The organism is Caulobacter sp. SRI_008 (assembly GCF_057586355.1).
Window position 1 is genome coordinate 154,871 of sequence record NZ_JBYCZS010000012.1, and the last position, 17,009, is coordinate 171,879.

Here is a 17,009-nt window from a genome sequence, read left to right on the forward strand (position 1 = left end):
TGGCGAGCCCCAAAGGACGCGTACCCCATGAACCGCAACCGCCTGACCGTCCTGGCCGTGTGCGTGGTGGGGGTGATCCTGGCCGGCGCGCTGATCTTCCGCAGCGGTGTGTTTTCGCCTCCGCCGCAGCCCTCGGCGGTGGGCGGACCGTTCCAGCTGGTCGATTATGACGGCAAGCCGGTCGACGAAACGGTGCTCAAGGGCAAGTGGAGCGCCCTGTTCTTCGGCTTCACCTACTGCCCCGACGTCTGCCCCGGCACGCTGCAGGCCCTGGCGACCGCCAGCGACCAGCTGGGCCCCAAGGCCAAGGATCTGCAGATCGTCATGGTCTCGGTCGATCCGCAGCGCGACACGCCCGCGGTGATGAAGACCTACCTGACGGCCGGCTACCTGCCCAAGAACATCGTCGGCCTGACCGGCACCCCGGCCCAGGTGGACGCGGCGGTGAAGACCTATCGCGGCTACTACAAGAAGGTCGGCGATGGCCCCGACTACAGCGTCGACCACTCCACGGCGATCTACGTGATCGACCCCAAGGGCCGCTTCGACCGGGTCATCGCCTACAGCCTGCCGCCCGAAGAGATCGCCCGTCAGCTGAAGGCGGCGATGGACGGGCGGTAGAACGCCCATTTTTGCGGCGCAATGCCGCTAGGTCACTTCAGGGCTGTACCTTCTTAACCGCCAGCGTGTTATGCTGCATTGCACAATCGCTGGAGACGGCATGCTGTACGCCCTGCACGAAGCGAGCTTCTACGCCTCGACCCCGCTACGCCTGGCCGCCCGCGCGGCCCGGGACTTCTGGGGCTCGCCCCTGAACCCGGCCGCCAGCACCGAGCTGGGCCGGCGGCTCTATGCCGGCGCCGACCTGTTCTCCAACGTCACCCGCCGCTACGGCAAGCCCGACTGGCGGATCGACAGCGTCAAGATCAACGACGTCGACGTGCGCGTGCGCCCCACCGTCGTCTGGCAGAGCCCGTGGGCCCGGCTGATCCAGTTCGACCGCGACATGTCCGACATGCGCCGGGCCGGCCGCTTCGAGCTGGACCCCGCCGTGCTGATCGTCGCCCCGCTTTCGGGTCACTACGCCACGCTGCTGCGCGGCACGGTCGAGGCCTTCCTGCCCGACCACGCGGTGTTCATCGTCGACTGGCAGAACGCCCGCGAAGTTTCGGTCCTGCAGGGCCGTTTCGACTTCCACGACTATATCGACCACATCCGCGACATGCTGCGGGTGCTGGGGCCGCGCCCCAACGTGCTGGCCGTCTGCCAGCCCGGGCCGCCGGTGCTGGCCGCCGCCGCCCTGATGGCCGAGGACAACGATCCCTCGCGTCCGGCCAGCATGACCTTCATGGGCTCGCCGATCGACGCGCGCCTGTCGCCGACCGTGACCAACAACCTGGCGGAGGAAAAGCCCTTCACCTGGTTCCAGTCGAACATGATCTACACCGTGCCCGCGCCCTATCCGGGCATGGGTCGGCGCGTCTATCCGGGCTTCGTGCAGCTGGCCAGCTTCATGAGCATGAACGCCGACAAGCACCAGGAAGCCCACCAGCGCTACTTCCACAGCCTGGTCGACGGCGACGGCGACAGCGCCGACAAGCACCTGGAATTCTACGACGAGTACCTGTCGGTGCTCGACCTGACCGAAGAGTTCTATCTCCAGACCATCGACATCGTCTTCCAGCGCCACCTGTTGCCGAAGGGCGAGCTGATGCATCGCGGCCGCCACGTGAACACCGCGGCGATCACCGACATCGGCCTGATGACCGTCGAGGGCGAGAAGGACGACATCTCCGGCATCGGCCAGACCCAGGCCGCCCACGACCTGTGCACGAATATCCCGGCCGAGCTGAAGGAGGACTACGTCCAGCCCGGCGTGGGCCACTACGGGGTGTTCAACGGCCGCCGGTTCCGCGAGGAGATCTATCCCAAGGTCCGCGACTTCATCCTGCGCAGCGATCCGAACTTCGGCGGCAAGAAAGCCTAGTCGCCGGCCGCGCCCCTGAGGCGGCGATCACCCGGCCAGCGGGGCGCGGTATAGATTCCCGACGGCGCGGAACCGCCCTCGCCCAGCGCGGCCAGGGCGACGCGGCGGCGCCCCTCGACGGCCACGAAGACGTTGGCCTTGGCCGCCTCCAGAGCCTCCGGCGTGACGGCGTCCAGACGGATCTCGCGCAGGAACAGCGGCCCCTGCGCCCGCAGCGCCGCCACCTGCCATGAGCACGTCAGGTCCGCGCAGGCGACGCGGTAGACGACGCAGGCGCTCTCGACGCAGGTCTGGCGCAGGCTCTCGGCCGGCAGGTCGATGAAGTTGTCACCGGCGACGACCTGCACCTTCACGCCAAGCCGCGCCGCCGCCTCGGGATCGGCCACGGCCGGGCGGCCGTCCCTCACGACGCGCACCGAACCGACGACCTCGGAGACAGGCGCGTAGTCGCGAGCGATGCAGAAGGGCGGATCCTGGCAGACGAGATCGAACACGCGGAACTCCAGTCGGGATCAGGCGAAGGCCGGCGGCAGGGTGCGGCCCAGGGCGGTGCGCTCGGGGGTCTCGCCGTCCCACAGGTGGAAGGCGCCCTTCATGTGCCGGACGATGTGGAACGGCCCGTTGCGGTCCCAGAAGTGGTGATAGAGGAACGAGTCATGGGCGATCGGCATGCCGATCAGCGAGAAGGTGTCGAACGACGTCTTGGGCGGCCCGTTGCTCTGCTTGACCACGGCGTAGAGATCCAGGTCGTCGCCGATCACCACCGCCAGGCGCGTGCCGGCGACATCGGTCAGGCGGATCGGGTCGTTGGACCGGATGTAGTGGCGGCTGGCGGCGATGGCCTGGGCGTCGACCGCCGCGCCGCGCGCGGCCGCCACGGCCCGGATGGCGTCGGCGAAGGGCGCCGAGGCGAAACCGGTGGCGGTGACGGGGAAGCTCGCCGGCAGGTTCGCGGCCTGGCGAAACAGCGCCGCCTGGGCCTCGGCCATGGCCCCGCCCAGCGAATGGCCGGTGAAGGTCGCCCGCGCCACCGGCAGGCCTTGCGCGACCAGGGCCGCATGGGCCGCCAGGGCGTAGGCCAGGGCGGCGTTGACGGTGCGGGTGTCCTGCAGCACGGCCGACTTGAAGTTCAGCAGCCAGTCCAGCTCGCTGTCGGTGCCGCGGTTGACGATCACCAGCTCGGCCAGCCCCGGCGCGTAGAAGCAGAAGGCGTCGTAGCCGCTGGGCTTGTCGTTGGCCGGCCCGATCGGCGCGACGAGGCCCAGCTTGCCCAGCCAGGACGGCGCGGTGGCCTCGGTCGAGGGCTTGTGGAAGGCGCGGTAGACCCAGGCGCTGAGCGCCGCCAGCACCGCATGGCCCGAGCCGAAGGGCGCGCCGGACTTTACGTGGTCCCGGATGGCGGCCGCCAGGGCGGCGCTGCGATCCGCCCGGGCGGGAACCTTGAGCAACACCGTCACGCCACACCCCCGACTAGAGAAATAACGCCGTTATCGCCAAGGTAGATTTCCGCTCCCTCGCGGTCAACGGCGCCTCTTGCGTCCGGCGGCGGCGAGCGCGATCTAGAGGGCGATGAACCTTTTCCGTCCGCAGCCGAAAGCCGCCCCGAAACGCTTCGCCGACGGCGACCGGCTGGAGGTGGAGGGCTGCGCCCTGCGGCTGAAGGTGGACGGCCGCGCGCGGCGGGTGTCGCTGCGGGTCGATCGGGCCAAATCCGAGATCGTCGCCATCGCCCCCACCCCGCGTCGCCTGACCGAGGCCGTGGCCTTCGCCCACGAAAAGGCGGGCTGGATGAGCCTGCAGCTGGCCGCCCTGCCCGGCCGCCAGGTGATCGAGCCCGGCGGCGTGCTGAAGATCTGGGGCAAGCCCTACCGGTTGGAGGTCGCACCCGGCCGGGCGCGGATCACGGACGATGCCTTGATCGCCCCCGACGACGCCAACTGGGGCCTGAAGATCCTGCGGCTGGTCAAGCGCGAGGCGCTGGAGAAGCTGACCGAGCGGACGGCCCATCACGCCGGGCGTCTGGGACGGCCGATGCCGTCGGTGGCGGTGGCCGATCCGAAGGCCCGCTGGGGCTCGTGCCGGCCGGCCCGTCCGGGCGCGCCGGCGGCGATCCGCTATAGCTGGCGTCTCGTCCTGGCCCCGGCGGCGGTGGCCGACTACGTCGTCGCCCACGAATGCGCCCACCTGATCGAGGCCAATCACGGCCCGCGCTTCTGGGCGCTGTGCGAAACCCTGATCGGCGATCCGGCGCCGCACCGCGCCTGGCTGCGGGCCCACGCGGCGCAGCTGCACGCGATCTCAGCCTAGGCCTTGTCATCCCGGCGAGCCGCCGGGATGACAAGAGTGGGAAAGCTTACAGCTGGCCCAGCAGGTAGTCGGCCGACGAGACCTTGAATTCGCCGGCTTCCTCGACGTTCAGCGTCTCGACGACGCCGTCCTTGGCGACCAGGGAGTAGCGCTGCGAGCGCACGCCCATGCCGAACTTCGAACCGTCGAAGTCCAGGCCCAGGGCGCGGGTGAAGTCGCCGTTGCCGTCGGCCAGCAGCACGACTTCGTCGGAGATGCCCTGGTCGGCGCCCCAGGCCTTCATCACGAAGACGTCGTTGACCGAGACGCAGGCGATCGCATCCACGCCCTTGGCCTTCAGTTCGGCGGCCTTCTCCTTGAAGCCCGGCAGGTGCTTGGCCGAGCAGGTCGGGGTGAACGCGCCGGGGACGGCGAACAGGGCGACGGTCTTGCCCTTGAAGAGGTCGTCGGAGGTGACCGGCTTGGGGCCTTCGGCCGAGCTGGTCATGAAAGTGGCCGCCGGAAGCGTGTCGCCAACCTTGATCGCCATGGTGTCATCCTGTGCTGAAAGGGCGTTCCGGAGATAAAGCGTCCGGATCGGTTCGCCAATAACGTGGTTTGACTTGAAACCGACGCGTTGTGTGCCGATCCTCAACAGATGGACGCTCCCGAGACCGATCCCCTCGACGGCGAGGGCCAATTCCTGACCGGACGGGTCCTGGTGGCCATGCCCGGCATCGAGGACCCGCGCTTCGAACGCGCCGTGGTCTATCTCTGCTCGCACGACGACGAACAGGCCATGGGCCTGGCGGTGAACCGCCCGGTCGAGGGCCTGACGGTCTTCGAACTGCTGGGCAAGCTGGGCATCGACCCGGAAGTGCGCGCGCCCAGCGACCTCGTCATGCTGGGCGGACCGGTGGAGCGCGAGCGCGGCTTCGTGCTGCACACCGACGACTACGCCTCGCCGGAATCGACCTCGCCGATCGCCGACGGCCTGGCCCTGACCGTCACCCGCGACGCGCTCGACGCCCTGGGCAGCCGCATCCACCGCCCCCGCCGGGCGATCCTGGCCCTGGGCTATTCAGGCTGGGGCGCCGGCCAGCTGGAGCAGGAGCTGCGCGACAACGTCTGGCTCATCTGCGACGCCGACGAGGGCCTGCTGTTCGACGACGACCACGACAGCAAGTGGACGAGAGCCCTGGCCAAGATCGGCGTCACCGCCGACCACCTTTCGGCCCAGGCCGGCCGGGCCTAGGCGCGTACTAGCGGGATCTCGAAGCGGAAGGTCGATCCGACGCCGGGCGTGCTGTCGACCGCGATGGACCCGCCCATCAGCTCGACCAGTTCGCGGCAGATCGACAGACCCAGGCCCGACCCGCCATGCGAACGGGTGGATGAGCCGTCGACCTGGGAGAAGGTCTCGAACAGGCGCGGCAGGTGCTCGGCCGCCACCCCCACACCGGTGTCGGCGACCGCGAAGGCCAGCCCCGAAGACCCTTCGGAAACCACGACCCGCACAGCGCCGACCTCGGTGAACTTCACGGCGTTGGCGACCAGGTTGCCCAGCACCTGGCGCAACCGCATCGGATCGCCGATCCAGGCGCCGCGGCAATCTTCATCGACGCTCCAGGACAACTCGATCCAGCGGCTCGCCGCCGCGCCCGAGAAGACCGCGCAACTGGCGTCCACCAGGGCCTCGATATCGAAGGCCGCCTCGCGCAGCCCGACGGCGCCGGCTTCCAGCCGGGTCATTTCGAGCACGTTGGTCAAGAGCGCCAGCAGGGCCTGGGCCGACTCCTCGGCGATCGCCAGGCGCTCGCGCTGGACCGGCGGCAGCTCGCCGGCGGCCATGATCTGGGTCATGCCCAGCACGCCGTTCAGGGGCGTGCGGATCTCGTGGCTCATATTGGCCAGGAACTGGCTCTTGGCCAGGTTGGCGGCCTCGGCCTGCTCCTTGGCCTCGACCAGCGCCTGCCGCTTGCGGGCGAGATTGGCCAGCACCCGCGACAGCCAGGCGAAGAGCACGACGCTGGCCCCGACCAGCAGTAGGAAGACCACGCCCACCCACGGCGCGGCGCGCAGCAGCAGCGACATCCCCGGATCCCGGGCCGGCCAGGCCAGGGCGCCGATCCGCCGCCCCCGGCGATCATGCAGCGCCACATAGGGCTCCACCGCCTCGTCGCCCGTCACCAGGCTCAGCCCCTCGACGCCGAGGTCGCCGCGCATGCCCGCGATGAAGCCGGAGCTGATCCGCCGGGCCGAGACCACCACGACCGGCGCGCCGGGCCGCCTGGCCATCAGCGCGGGATGCTCGGCGATCACGTCGCTGGCCACCACCAGATAGAGCGCGTCGCCCGACCGCACGAGGCCGGAAGCGGTCGAGACGCCCTCCAGATCGGCGCGCCCCGCCCGGCGGGCCGAGAGGGCGCTGGCGGTCACCGTCTCGACGATGTCGTCGGCGTCGATCCGCAGCGCCTCGACACGGTCGGGCAAGACGCGTTTGCCGGCTATGGAGGCGTAGACCACCCTGCCTTCGCGGACGGCGAAACTCAGGTCGTGACTGAAATAGCGATGGTAGTAGTCGCCGTAATTGACGTCGGCCCAGGCGGCGTCGACCTCGCCGGTCATGGACTTGTAGGCCTCGTCCCAGACGGTGGCCGAGGTTACCTCCCGCGTCATGCGGTCGAGGGTGCGGCGGACGGTGCGTTCGATCAGCGCCCGCTCGTCCAGGGTCTCAATATGATCGAGCGACCGCGCGGCGAGCAGCATCAGGGCCAGACCGCCGAGGATCGAGGCCGCCACCAGCACGACGGCCGAGCCGACGATCCAATGGATCGCCTGCAATCGGCGGGCTTCGGGAGAGGTCGGAGTGCGCAACACGCCTCTTGGCCTAAAGGCCGCGTCGCTAGCGCTTCGTTAACTGCGACCGATGGCCGCAAGACATTGTTTTTCCAAAACCGTAAGGACCCTGGTCACGAATGGCGGTCCACTGGATCGGCAAGATCCGGAGTTCTTGATGCGCACCTTCCTCGCCGGGGCCGCCCTGGCCGTCGCCCTCGCCTCGCCTGTCCTCGCCCAGACCGCGGCCGAACCCGCGGTCACGATCACCGGCAAGATCGGCGTGGTGTCGGACTACCGGTTCCGGGGCGCGACCTTCTCCGACGAGCAACCGGCCCTGCAGGGCGGTCTGACCGCCACGGCCGCCAACGGCCTCTACGGCTGGGTCTGGGGCTCGACCATCGACGACTACGGCGGCGCGACCACCGAGCTGGACGTCGCCCTGGGCTACACCTTCACCGCCGGCGGCACGACCTTCGACGTCTCGGCCGCCCGCTACGGCTATCCCGGCGGTCAGGACGTCGACTACTGGGAACTGCCGATCTCGGCCAGCCGCGCCTTCGGCGACTGGACCTACGGCCTGGGCTTCGCCTGGTCGCCCGAGCAGGACGCCCTGGGCGGGATGGACAACCGCTATGGCTATGTCCGCGCCGCCTGGACCTCGCCCAAGGTCCCCGTGACCATCGCCGCCCAGCTCGGCTACGAGGACGGCGCCTTCGCCCCCGACGGCAAGTGGGACTGGTCGCTGGGCGTGAACCACAAGATCAAGGCCGTGGACCTGGGCCTGGCCTACATCGGCAGCGACCGCGCGCCCGACACGGTGGTGGCCTCGGTGACGGCGGGGTTCTAGGGCGCGAGAAGCATCGCCGGCAGGACCTTTTCGATCTCCGCCCAATAGGCCGCGCCGCCCAGGGCCAGATCATGCGAGCCGGCTAGGGTGACCAAGGTCGGGCCGGCGCAGGCCGTCGGCGGCGTCCAGGAGACCCTGTCATCCGCCTGCGCCAGGTAGACGCGCGAGCCCGGCGGAAGCAGGCAGGCGTCGAAGGCGTCCAACCAGCGCCGGAACGGCCGGTCAGGCGCGAGGCCCGGCCCAAAGACGCGCTCATGCATCAGTTGGCTGCGCGCGACCGAAGCCTCGATGCGCGGACGCAGGCCATCGGGATAGGGCCGGCCCATCCGCGCCTCGTCCGCCTTCACCATGTCGGCGGGCGAGCGATAGGCGGTCATCGGCACGCTGAGGATCACGCGATCGGGCTTGAGACGCCCACGTTCGAGCGCCACGCGGATGGGCAGAGCCCCGAAACTGTCGCCCGCCAGGACCAGGGGACGGGGATACCGGGCCTGATCGGCCAGTTCGTCTTCCAGCGCGGCCAGGTCGGCGTCGAGCGCGTCCCGTCCGCCGACGGCCAGGCGTCGCCAGGCGCCGTCGCTCAGGCCGTCCTGGCCCGCCACGCCCGCGCGCACCACGACCGCGCCCAGGTTGACCGCCGTGACGGCGACGGCGCCATGACCGAACTCGGGCGCGCCGCCCGGGCCGCCGTCGAAATAGACCAAGGTCCCCCGGGTCGGGACCTCCGGCCGATCGACGAACAGGCTGAGAGGGCGGTCGGCCGAACCCGCCATGACCCGCCGACGCTCGGCACGCGCAGGCGGCGGTGTGAAGGCCTTGACGTTCCAGCCGGGAGGCAGGCCCCCTAGCCGAAGCGGGCAGGCGCGTGAGACCTGGCCAGCGGCGGAGGTCAGCTCCACGCGTCGTGAGGCCACGCTGTCGCCCACGCCCAGCAGCATGCCCCCGGGAACCCGGAAGGCGAAGCTGACGATATCGGCATGACGGCCGGTCTTCAGCACCTCCGCGGACATCGGCGCGAGATAAGCCGACGTCCGGCCATCCAGCAGCGGGATGAACTCGCCGGTCGGACAATCGGGACCCTGGTCGCGGCAGACCTGCTCGCGCTCGGCCCGGGTGAGCAGCAGACGGCCCTTGGCGAGCGGCAGGGTCGTTCCGGCGGAAGCGATCAGCGCCACCTCGGTCGGCGTGGGCCAGAGGCCGCAGAGTTCGGGCGCATCACAACGGATCCGGCGCGGCGCCGTCGGTCCGGCCGCCGCCTCGGCATAGCCGAACACCCGTCGCGACGGCCCCTCGAAGGTCGACTGCAACGCCGCCTCCGGCGCGCCGTCATTGACCATAAGCCGCGCGCATCCACCGACATAGTAGCCGGCCGCCCGGCAGGGATCGTCCGCGACCGTGGCGATCTGCGTGACCTTGCCGTCCAGGCCGATACGGAACACGCCCCCGCCGTGAAGGCGCACGGTCATCGAGCTTTCGTCGAGGCTGACCCCGGTGATCGGCGCCATAGCCGAGATCTTCACCCAGCCGGCGCAAGGACCCGAAAGGCAATCGCTCGGCGCGAAGGCGGCGTCGTAGACCGACCCGGCGAACGGGCCGCGCACGCCGACGATCCCCGCTCCGAACGCCGCCGCCAGGCCGCCCCTCGGCGAGACGAGATAGTGATTGGCGTCACAGATCTCTTCGAAGGGCGCGCCGGTGCGGGCGTGCAGCAGCGGCGCTTCCTCGGCCCGGACCGGCGACCCGAACAGGAACACAGACGCGAAAGCGGCCGCCCAGGCGGCGAGATACGAAGAGAACAAGGCCCACCCAGCTGACTATCAGCCCAAGGTTGCGCCATGGCGTAGGCTTAGACAAGCTTGTCCGGCCCCTCGCCGCACCTTGCCCCCAAACGCAAAACGGGCGGCCCCTTTCGGAGCCGCCCGCTGCCTTTTCAGGTCGAACCTGAAAGTCGGCGTCAGGTGTTGACGGCGTCTTCCGGCGAGACTTCAGCCTTCTTCGACAGGTCTTCACCCGTCGTCTGGTCGACAACCTTCATCGACAGCTTGGTCTTGCCGCGATCGTCGAAGCCCAGGAGCTTCACCTTCACGATCTGGCCTTCCTTCAGCACGTCCGACGGCTTGGCGACGCGTTCGTTGCTGATCTGGCTGACGTGGACGAGGCCGTCCTTGGCGCCGAAGAAGTTCACGAAGGCGCCGAAATCGACGACCTTGACGACCTTGCCGTCATAGATCGCGCCGACTTCAGCTTCTTGCGTGATCGACTTGATCCAGTCGATGGCGGCCTTGATCTTGGCGCCGTCCGAGGCCGAGACCTTCACGGTGCCTTCGTCGTTGATGTCGACCTTGGCGCCGGTGGTGGCGACGATCTCGCGGATCACCTTGCCGCCGGTGCCGATCACTTCGCGGATCTTGTCGGTCGGGATGGTGATGGTCTCGATCTTCGGAGCGAAGTCGCCGACTTCCTCGCGCGGCGCGTCCATGGCCTTGTTCATTTCGCCAAGGATGTGCTCGCGGCCGCCCTTAGCTTGCGCCAGGGCCTGCTCCATGATCGCGGGCGTGATGCCGGCGATCTTGATGTCCATCTGCAGCGAGGTCAGGCCCTCGCTGGTGCCGGCCACCTTGAAGTCCATGTCGCCCAGGTGATCTTCGTCGCCGAGGATGTCGGACAGAACGGCGAAGCCGTCCTTTTCGAGGATCAGGCCCATGGCGATGCCCGAGACCGGACGGACCAGCGGAACGCCGGCGTCCATCATGGCCAGCGACGAACCGCAGACCGTGGCCATCGAGGACGAGCCGTTCGACTCGGTGATCTCGGAGACCAGGCGGATGGTGTAGGGGAAGTCTTCCTTGCTCGGCAGCATCGGGCGCAGGGCGCGCCAGGCCAGCTTGCCGTGGCCGATTTCGCGGCGGCCCGGGCTGCCCATACGGCCGGTTTCACCGACGCTGTAGGGAGGGAAGTTGTAGTGCAGCAGGAAGGACTCCTTGTAGGTGCCTTCCAGGGCGTCGATGAACTGCTCGTCGTCGCCGGTGCCCAGGGTGGCGACCACGATCGCCTGGGTCTCGCCGCGGGTGAACAGGGCCGAGCCGTGGGTGCGCGGCAGGATGCCGACTTCGCCCAGGATCGGACGGACCTTGTCGACGGTGCGGCCGTCGATGCGGATGCCGGTGTCGAGGATCGAGCGACGGACGATGTCCGCTTCCAGTTCCTTGAACACCGAGACCAGCTTCAGCGGGTCGATGCCGGCCGGGTTCGCATCGCTCTTGGCGAAGGTCTCGATGGCCTTGGCCTTGGCGGCGCCCAGGGCCGAAACGCGTTCGCCCTTGGCCTGGATCTTGTAGGCGTCGGCCAGGTCCTGACCCACGGCCTTCTTCACTTCGGCCTTCAGGGCGTCGGTGTCTTCCGGTTGGAAGTCGAACGGCTCCTTGGCGGCGTGTTCGGCCAGCTCGATGATCGCGTCGATCACCGTCTGCATTTCCTTGTGGGCGAAGTTGACGCCGCCCAGGACGATCTCTTCCGAGAGTTCCTGGATTTCCGACTCGACCATCATCACGGCTTCGGCGGTGCCGGCCACGACGAGGTCCATCTTGCTTTCCTTCAGCTCGTCGAGCGTCGGGTTCAGCACGTAGCCGCCGTCAACGTAACCGACGCGCGCGGCGCCGATCGGGCCCATGAACGGGGCGCCCGACAGGACCAGGGCGGCCGAGGCGGCCACCATGCCCAGGATGTCGGGATCGTTCTCGAGGTCGTGCTGCAGCACGGTGACGACGACCTGGACTTCGTTCTTGAAGCCCTTGACGAACAGCGGACGGATCGGACGGTCGATCAGGCGGGAAACCAGGGTTTCCTTTTCCGACGGACGGCCTTCGCGCTTGAAGAAGCCGCCGGGGATCTTGCCGGCCGCGAAGGTCTTCTCTTGGTAGTTGACCGTCAGCGGGAAGAAATCTTGGCCGGGCTTCGCCTTCTTGGCGAACACGGCGGTGGCCAGGACGACGGTTTCGCCCATGGTGGCCAGAACGGCGCCGTCGGCTTGACGGGCGATGCGACCGGTTTCGAGGACCAGCGTCTTGCCGCCCCACTCGATCGTCTTGCGTTTGATATCGAACATTTTTCTTCTTTCGGTTCCCGCGGGCGGATTCCCGTCGGGGGTGGACAGGGGCGGACGGCCAATGGAGCCGGCCCGATGATCCTCATCCTAATGTGACAGGCGGGGGTTTGAGGACGTGAACCCTCACACGTACGGGGCGCCGGTCCTTTGGGACCTGGAACCCTTGGATCCGCCGCTTCGGCCTGTCTCGAAGCGAGGACCCTAAAAAGCGTTCCGCCGCCCTACCGGAGTAAGGCGGCGGAAATGCGCCTTAGCGGCGCAGACCCAGCTTCTCGATGAGAGCCGCGTAACGGCCTTCGTCGGACTTCTTCAGGTGGTCGAGGAGACGGCGACGCTGGGAAACCAGCTTCAGCAGGCCACGACGGCTGTGGTTGTCCTTCTTGTGGGTCTTGAAGTGCTCGGTCAGGTTCGAGATTCGCTCCGAGAGGATCGCGACCTGGACTTCAGCGCTGCCGGTGTCACCCTCGGTGCGAGCGTGTTCGGCGATAAGAGCGCTCTTGCGCTCGGCAGTGATCGACATCGGGTTGTCTCCGCTCAGGTGAGTTGGAAGACCCGCACCGGATTGAGCTTTCCGGCGCGCATCTCGCACAAGGCCACCAGGCGCTCTCCGGACATGGCGGAAACAGTGCGATCGCCGGGCGTGAGCTCGGCTTTCAGCTGTTCCACCTGCCTGGGTAGCAGAACGATGGCGCGTCCTTGCGCAAGCCGAAAGGCGTCTTCGTCGGTCACGGCCAACGCCGGGATGTCGTCCAGCGCGGTCTCGACCGGAAGCAATGCCTCCGACAGGCGCGCCTCATAGCTCAAATTCTCGAGACTTTCCAGGCTTATCGCCGAATCCTCGGCGAACTGGCCCACCCGCGTTCGGCGAAGCTGGCTGACATGTCCACAGGCTCCGAGCGCGGCCGCCAGATCCCGGACCACGGCGCGCACATAGGTGCCCTTGCCGCATTCCATCTCCAGCTCGACATGGTCGATGTCAGGAACCGACAGCAGGCGCAGGGCGTGGATGGTCACCTTGCGGGTCTGGAGCTCGAACTCCACCCCGTCGCGGGCCAGGTCATAAGCGCGCTCGCCGTCGACCTTGATGGCCGAATAGTTCGGCGGGATCTGATCGACCTCGCCGACGAAGGCTGGGAGCGCCGCCTCGACGGCCTCCGCCGAGGGCCGCACGTCGGACGAAGCCGTGGTCTCGCCCTCGCGGTCGAGGGTGGTGGTGTTGCGGCCCCACTCGATGGTGAAGCGATAGGCCTTGTCGGCGTCCATCAGGAACGGGACGGTCTTGGTCGCCTCGCCAAGCGCGAGCGGCAGGATGCCCGTGGCCAACGGATCCAGCGTGCCGGCGTGGCCCGCCTTCTGGGCGTTGAACGCCCGGCGCACGCGGGAAACCGCGCTGGTCGAGGTCAGGTCGTAGGGCTTGTCCAGGCACACCCAGCCGGAGACGGCGTCGCCCTTCTTGCGGCGCGCCATGGGCTAGTCCTCGTCTTCGTCGAGGACGTCGCTCAGGCGACGATCGGTGTCCTGCAGAACCTTGGGATCGAGGAACAGCTTGTCCATATAGGCGGCCGTGCTGAAGCTCTCGTCGTGAAGGAACTTCAGGTCGGGCGTGAACTTCATGTCGATCGACCGGCCCAGGCGCCCGCGCAGGAACTTGGCGACGCGGTTCAGGCCCTTGATGATCTCGTCGACGTTCTGGGCCGCGCCCTGGTCGGCGAGACCCGCCCCCAACGGCTCGACGAAGCAGACGGCGTGCCTGAGATCGGGGCTCATCCGCACTTCGGAAACGGTGACGGAGACGCCGGTCAGGGCCTCGTCCTGCAGCTCCTCCTCGCGGAGGATGTCGACCAGGGCGTGGCGGATCAGTTCGCCGGCGCGGAGCTGGCGTTGCGAGGGACCCACGGGCCCGCTCTTGGATTTTTCGGAATGGCGCTTCATGGCGCGGATAGCCTTTGCAGCCCGGCCGGCGGATCGAACGCCGGGAACGCGGGGGAAAATCGAAGGCGCGGTGTCTAGGCGCGTAAAGTGGAAAAGTCCAGAGAACACCCCCTCAGTCGCTCCGCGACAGCTCCCCCAGAGGGGGAGCATCTACGCCGCGTGGACCAGATCCTCCCCCTTTGGGGGAGGTGGCCCGGAGGGCCGGAGGGGGTCGCGCGCAGCGCGTGCTAAGCCCCCGTCCGTTCCCGGAAGAACTCGACCACCCGCCGCGCCGCCTGCATGCCCGCCCCGTCCGGCCGGTCGCGATCCAGGTGCAGGGTCAGCACCGAATGCGGCGGGATCACGCGGTAGGCGTTGGCGTCGGCGTCCTCCAGCTCGATCAGTTCGGCCCGCCCGCCGAACTCGGCCTTCAGCCGCTCGAACCGGGCGTCGCGCACATGGCGGTCGCTGCGATAGCGCAGGGCGATCAGCGACAGGTCTTCGGCCTCGAACCGCGCCTTGGCGCAGGCGATCTCGGCCGGCGAGGCGTCCAGCCCGCCCTTGTCGAGCACCGGCAGCGACGGCTCGGCCAGCACCGGCGCCACCACGACCGGCTCGGTCATCATCGCCAGGGCGAAGCCGCCGGTGAAGCACATGCCCACCGCCCCCACGCCCTTGCCGCCGCACTCGGCGTGGACCTGGCGCGCCAGGGCCTTCAGCCACTCGACCACCGGGCTGGAGCGGCCGCCGCGCCAGATGGCGAACTCGCGCCGCACGCAGGCCAGGCGGAAAGTCGTCGCGTCGATATAGCGCTTGGTCACGCCCTTGCCCGGCTCGCCGAACAGGCTGGGGCAGAAGACGGTCATGCCGCCGGCGGCGACGTCGCGGGCGAAGTCCAGCACGCCGGGATGAAGGCCGGGGATCTCGTGGATGACGATGACCGCCGGCCCCGTCCCCATGCGCCAGACCGGGCGGGTGCGGTCTTCATGGGTGAAATCGAACCGGGAAAAGCCTTCGAGCGCCGTCTCGTCCAACGCGTCCGCCATCGCTTCCCCCTCCGTGCTCAGCCCGCCTTGGGCCCGATCAGGAACTGCTCGACCTTGCCCTCGGGCGTCAGCCGCATCGACACCGACAGGGTCCGCGCCCCGAACGCCGCGTCGAAGCCGTACCAGGTCATGCCGCCGCGCACTTGGACGCCCTGGCCCTCGAGCATGCGCAGCGGACCCAGCGGCGCGAGACTTCGACCAAAGTCGGCCAGCCGCGCGGCCGTGAACCAGGCGCGGCCGTTTTCGGTGAGCAGGGCGGGGTCGATCCGGCCGGCCTGCAACTGGGCGATCAGGCTGCGCGCCGTCGCGGTCGCACCCGTCGAGGGCCGCAGCAGGAAGGCGACGCGCTGGGAGATGGCCGTCTGCGGGTCGCCAAAGTCGGCGTTGGCGATCACGCTCACCGCCCGCTTCTCGGCGGGCCAGACGGTGTTGCTGGTCAGCACGCCCGACAGCATGCCGCCGTGGCTGATCGACGTGGCCCCGTCGCGCACCTTGATCGAGACCCCCAGGCCATAGCCGGCTGGGACGCCGCTGGAGAGATCCACCGAGGTGGTCATCGCCTCCCACGAGGCGGGCTTCAGCAGGTCGCGGCGGATCATCGCCCGGTTCCAGCGCGCCAGGTCCGACGGCGACATGGCCAGCTCGGCCGCGCCGAACAGCCAGCCGGGCGCCTCCTTGTCGGCCAGGACCACGGGGCCAAGGCCATAACGGGTGTAGTGCCCGGCGTCGGGCGGCGACAGGGCCTTCGTATCGTCCTCGGAGACGCCGGTCATGCCCAGGGGATCGAAGATCCGGCGCTTCAGGAACGCGACCAGCGGCTCGCCCGCGACCTTCTCCACGATCAGGCCGGCAATGACGAAGCCGGTGTTGGAATAGCGCCACTGCTCCCCGGGCGGATAATCCAGCGGGATGCGCGCCCAGCCATCGAGGATCTTCTGCGAGGTGGTCGGCGAACGCATGGCCTCGAACACGAAGTCCTGGGGCCAGTAGTCGCGATAGCCGGCGGTGTGCGACAGCACCTGGCGCAGGGTGATCTTGTCGCCCTCGGTCAGTCCGGGGATGTACTTGCCGACCGGATCGTCGAGCGAGACCTTGCCGTCCTCGACCAGCAGCAGCACGGCCGCGGCGGTGAACTGCTTGCTGACCGAGGCGATCCCGTAGCGCGTGGTTGTGGTGGCGGGGACGGCCGGCGACAGCCGGGCCTGGCCGTAGGCCTTGGCGTAGGCCAGTTCGCCGTCCTCGACGATGGCGACCGAGGCCGAGGGCGCGCCGGTGGCGGCCAGCACCTCGCGGGCGATGGCGTCGATCTCGCGGGTCTTGTCGGGAGAAAGGGGCGCGGCCAGGACGGGCGCGGCCAGCGTGAGGGCCAGGGCCAAGCCGCTCGCCAGAACCGTCCGTCGCCGCATCGAAAGCCCCCTCGCACTGGAGACGGCACAGTGGGGCCGCGTCGTCGCCGGAGGCAAGGGCGGCTAGAGGGTCACGCCCGCATGGGCCGGCATCTGGATCAGGTTGAAGAAGGTCAGCACCGTCTCGCCGTGCTGGTTGGTCACCGTCGTGAAGGTGCGGATCGTGCCGCGATCGGGCTTGGAGCGCGAGCGTGTCACCTCGACGATCTCGCGGCGCACGGTCAGCGTGTCGCCGGGACGGACGGGCTTTTGCCAGGTCAGTTCGTCGATGCGGATGCCCAGCATCGGCGTCGCGCCGAACGGAGCGGTGTCGACATATTCGCGCATCACCCGCGAGGCCACGTGCCAGCCGCTGGCGATGATCCCGCCGAACCGGCCGGCGGCGGCCGCCTCGGGATCGACATGCATCGGCTGGGGGTCATAGGCGCGGGCGAAGTCGAGGATCTCGGCCTGGGTGAGCGTGAAGGGTTCGCCGGTCCAGGTCTCGCCGACGGTCAGGTCGTCCAGATAGCGGTCGGTCATGTGTGGATCCCGAAACGACGCCGAAAACGACGAAAGCCCCCGGCGAGGTGCTGGGGGC

Annotated in this window: 17 protein-coding genes; 5 read left to right on the top strand and 12 right to left on the bottom strand. The window is 68.9% G+C overall.

Translation table 11 applies throughout. From position 1 onward, the window contains the following. Positions 1-27: 27 nt before the first annotated feature. Together AC2YHT_RS12960 and AC2YHT_RS12965 are read left to right on the top strand one after the other, a co-directional pair. Positions 28-621 carry an SCO family protein gene (locus AC2YHT_RS12960; protein WP_487290203.1) on the top strand — a complete coding sequence of 198 codons (594 nt, stop codon included), beginning with the start codon at positions 28-30 and terminating at the stop codon, positions 619-621. Between the two features lie 100 nt (positions 622-721). Continuing rightward, complete coding sequence (locus AC2YHT_RS12965; RefSeq protein ID WP_487290204.1) at positions 722-1,987, top strand: polyhydroxyalkanoate depolymerase; 1,266 nt, start codon at positions 722-724, stop codon at positions 1,985-1,987. Here AC2YHT_RS12965 and AC2YHT_RS12970 read toward each other — a convergent pair. Both AC2YHT_RS12970 and AC2YHT_RS12975 read right to left on the bottom strand, forming a co-directional pair. Then, positions 1,984-2,481 carry a hypothetical protein gene (locus AC2YHT_RS12970; RefSeq protein WP_487290205.1) on the bottom strand — a complete coding sequence of 166 codons (498 nt, stop codon included), beginning with the start codon at positions 2,479-2,481 and terminating at the stop codon, positions 1,984-1,986. The genes AC2YHT_RS12965 and AC2YHT_RS12970 overlap by 4 nt on opposite strands. A gap of 18 nt (positions 2,482-2,499) precedes the next feature. Then, entirely contained in the window at positions 2,500-3,444 is a 945-nt protein-coding gene (locus tag AC2YHT_RS12975) for a Tle-like phospholipase domain-containing protein (RefSeq protein WP_487290206.1), read from the bottom strand. A gap of 112 nt (positions 3,445-3,556) precedes the next feature. Here AC2YHT_RS12975 and AC2YHT_RS12980 point away from each other — a divergent pair, with 112 nt between their 5' ends. Further along, a complete protein-coding gene (locus AC2YHT_RS12980) occupies positions 3,557-4,294 on the top strand; it encodes a M48 family metallopeptidase (RefSeq protein ID WP_487290207.1) in 738 nt (245 codons plus the stop codon). A gap of 46 nt (positions 4,295-4,340) precedes the next feature. Here the strand turns inward: AC2YHT_RS12980 and AC2YHT_RS12985 are convergent, their stop codons facing one another. Beyond that, positions 4,341-4,823 (bottom strand): redoxin family protein, encoded by a 483-nt coding sequence (locus tag AC2YHT_RS12985; RefSeq protein WP_487290208.1) that lies wholly within the window; start codon positions 4,821-4,823, stop codon positions 4,341-4,343. Positions 4,824-4,931: 108 nt separating this feature from the next. Between AC2YHT_RS12985 and AC2YHT_RS12990 the strand changes: the two genes are divergently transcribed. Beyond that, positions 4,932-5,528, top strand: coding sequence for a YqgE/AlgH family protein (locus AC2YHT_RS12990; RefSeq protein WP_110120152.1), 597 nt, complete (start codon positions 4,932-4,934; stop codon positions 5,526-5,528). Here AC2YHT_RS12990 and AC2YHT_RS12995 read toward each other — a convergent pair. After that, complete coding sequence (locus AC2YHT_RS12995) at positions 5,525-7,153, bottom strand: sensor histidine kinase (protein WP_487290209.1); 1,629 nt, start codon at positions 7,151-7,153, stop codon at positions 5,525-5,527. The two genes, AC2YHT_RS12990 and AC2YHT_RS12995, sit on opposite strands and share 4 nt — an antisense overlap. A 136-nt stretch (positions 7,154-7,289) precedes the next feature. On the opposite strand from AC2YHT_RS12995, the gene AC2YHT_RS13000 reads away from it, so the two are divergent. Further along, positions 7,290-7,961, top strand: a complete 672-nt coding sequence (locus AC2YHT_RS13000) for a TorF family putative porin (protein ID WP_487290210.1) — start codon at positions 7,290-7,292, stop codon at positions 7,959-7,961. Here the strand turns inward: AC2YHT_RS13000 and AC2YHT_RS13005 are convergent. The 8 genes from AC2YHT_RS13005 to AC2YHT_RS13040 form a co-directional block, all read right to left on the bottom strand. Next, positions 7,958-9,760, bottom strand: a complete 1,803-nt coding sequence (locus AC2YHT_RS13005; protein WP_487290211.1) for a hypothetical protein — start codon at positions 9,758-9,760, stop codon at positions 7,958-7,960. The genes AC2YHT_RS13000 and AC2YHT_RS13005 overlap by 4 nt on opposite strands. 155 nt (positions 9,761-9,915) lie before the next feature. Further along, positions 9,916-12,066 (bottom strand): polyribonucleotide nucleotidyltransferase, encoded by a 2,151-nt coding sequence (pnp, locus tag AC2YHT_RS13010; RefSeq protein ID WP_487290212.1) that lies wholly within the window; start codon positions 12,064-12,066, stop codon positions 9,916-9,918. 250 nt (positions 12,067-12,316) lie between these two features. After that, on the bottom strand, positions 12,317-12,586 hold the full coding sequence (gene rpsO / locus AC2YHT_RS13015; protein ID WP_058348691.1) for a 30S ribosomal protein S15: 270 nt from the start codon (positions 12,584-12,586) through the stop codon (positions 12,317-12,319). 14 nt (positions 12,587-12,600) lie between these two features. Beyond that, a complete protein-coding gene (gene truB, locus AC2YHT_RS13020; RefSeq protein ID WP_487290213.1) occupies positions 12,601-13,533 on the bottom strand; it encodes a tRNA pseudouridine(55) synthase TruB in 933 nt (310 codons plus the stop codon). A 3-nt stretch (positions 13,534-13,536) separates the two neighbouring features. Next, complete coding sequence (rbfA, locus tag AC2YHT_RS13025; protein ID WP_487290214.1) at positions 13,537-13,998, bottom strand: 30S ribosome-binding factor RbfA; 462 nt, start codon at positions 13,996-13,998, stop codon at positions 13,537-13,539. A gap of 227 nt (positions 13,999-14,225) precedes the next feature. Next, a complete protein-coding gene (locus tag AC2YHT_RS13030; protein ID WP_487290215.1) occupies positions 14,226-15,023 on the bottom strand; it encodes a dienelactone hydrolase family protein in 798 nt (265 codons plus the stop codon). Between the two features lie 17 nt (positions 15,024-15,040). Further along, complete coding sequence (locus AC2YHT_RS13035) at positions 15,041-16,429, bottom strand: serine hydrolase domain-containing protein (RefSeq protein ID WP_487290216.1); 1,389 nt, start codon at positions 16,427-16,429, stop codon at positions 15,041-15,043. Between the two features lie 63 nt (positions 16,430-16,492). Continuing rightward, positions 16,493-16,951, bottom strand: coding sequence for a MaoC family dehydratase (locus AC2YHT_RS13040; RefSeq protein WP_487290217.1), 459 nt, complete (start codon positions 16,949-16,951; stop codon positions 16,493-16,495). Positions 16,952-17,009: the final 58 nt, after the last annotated feature.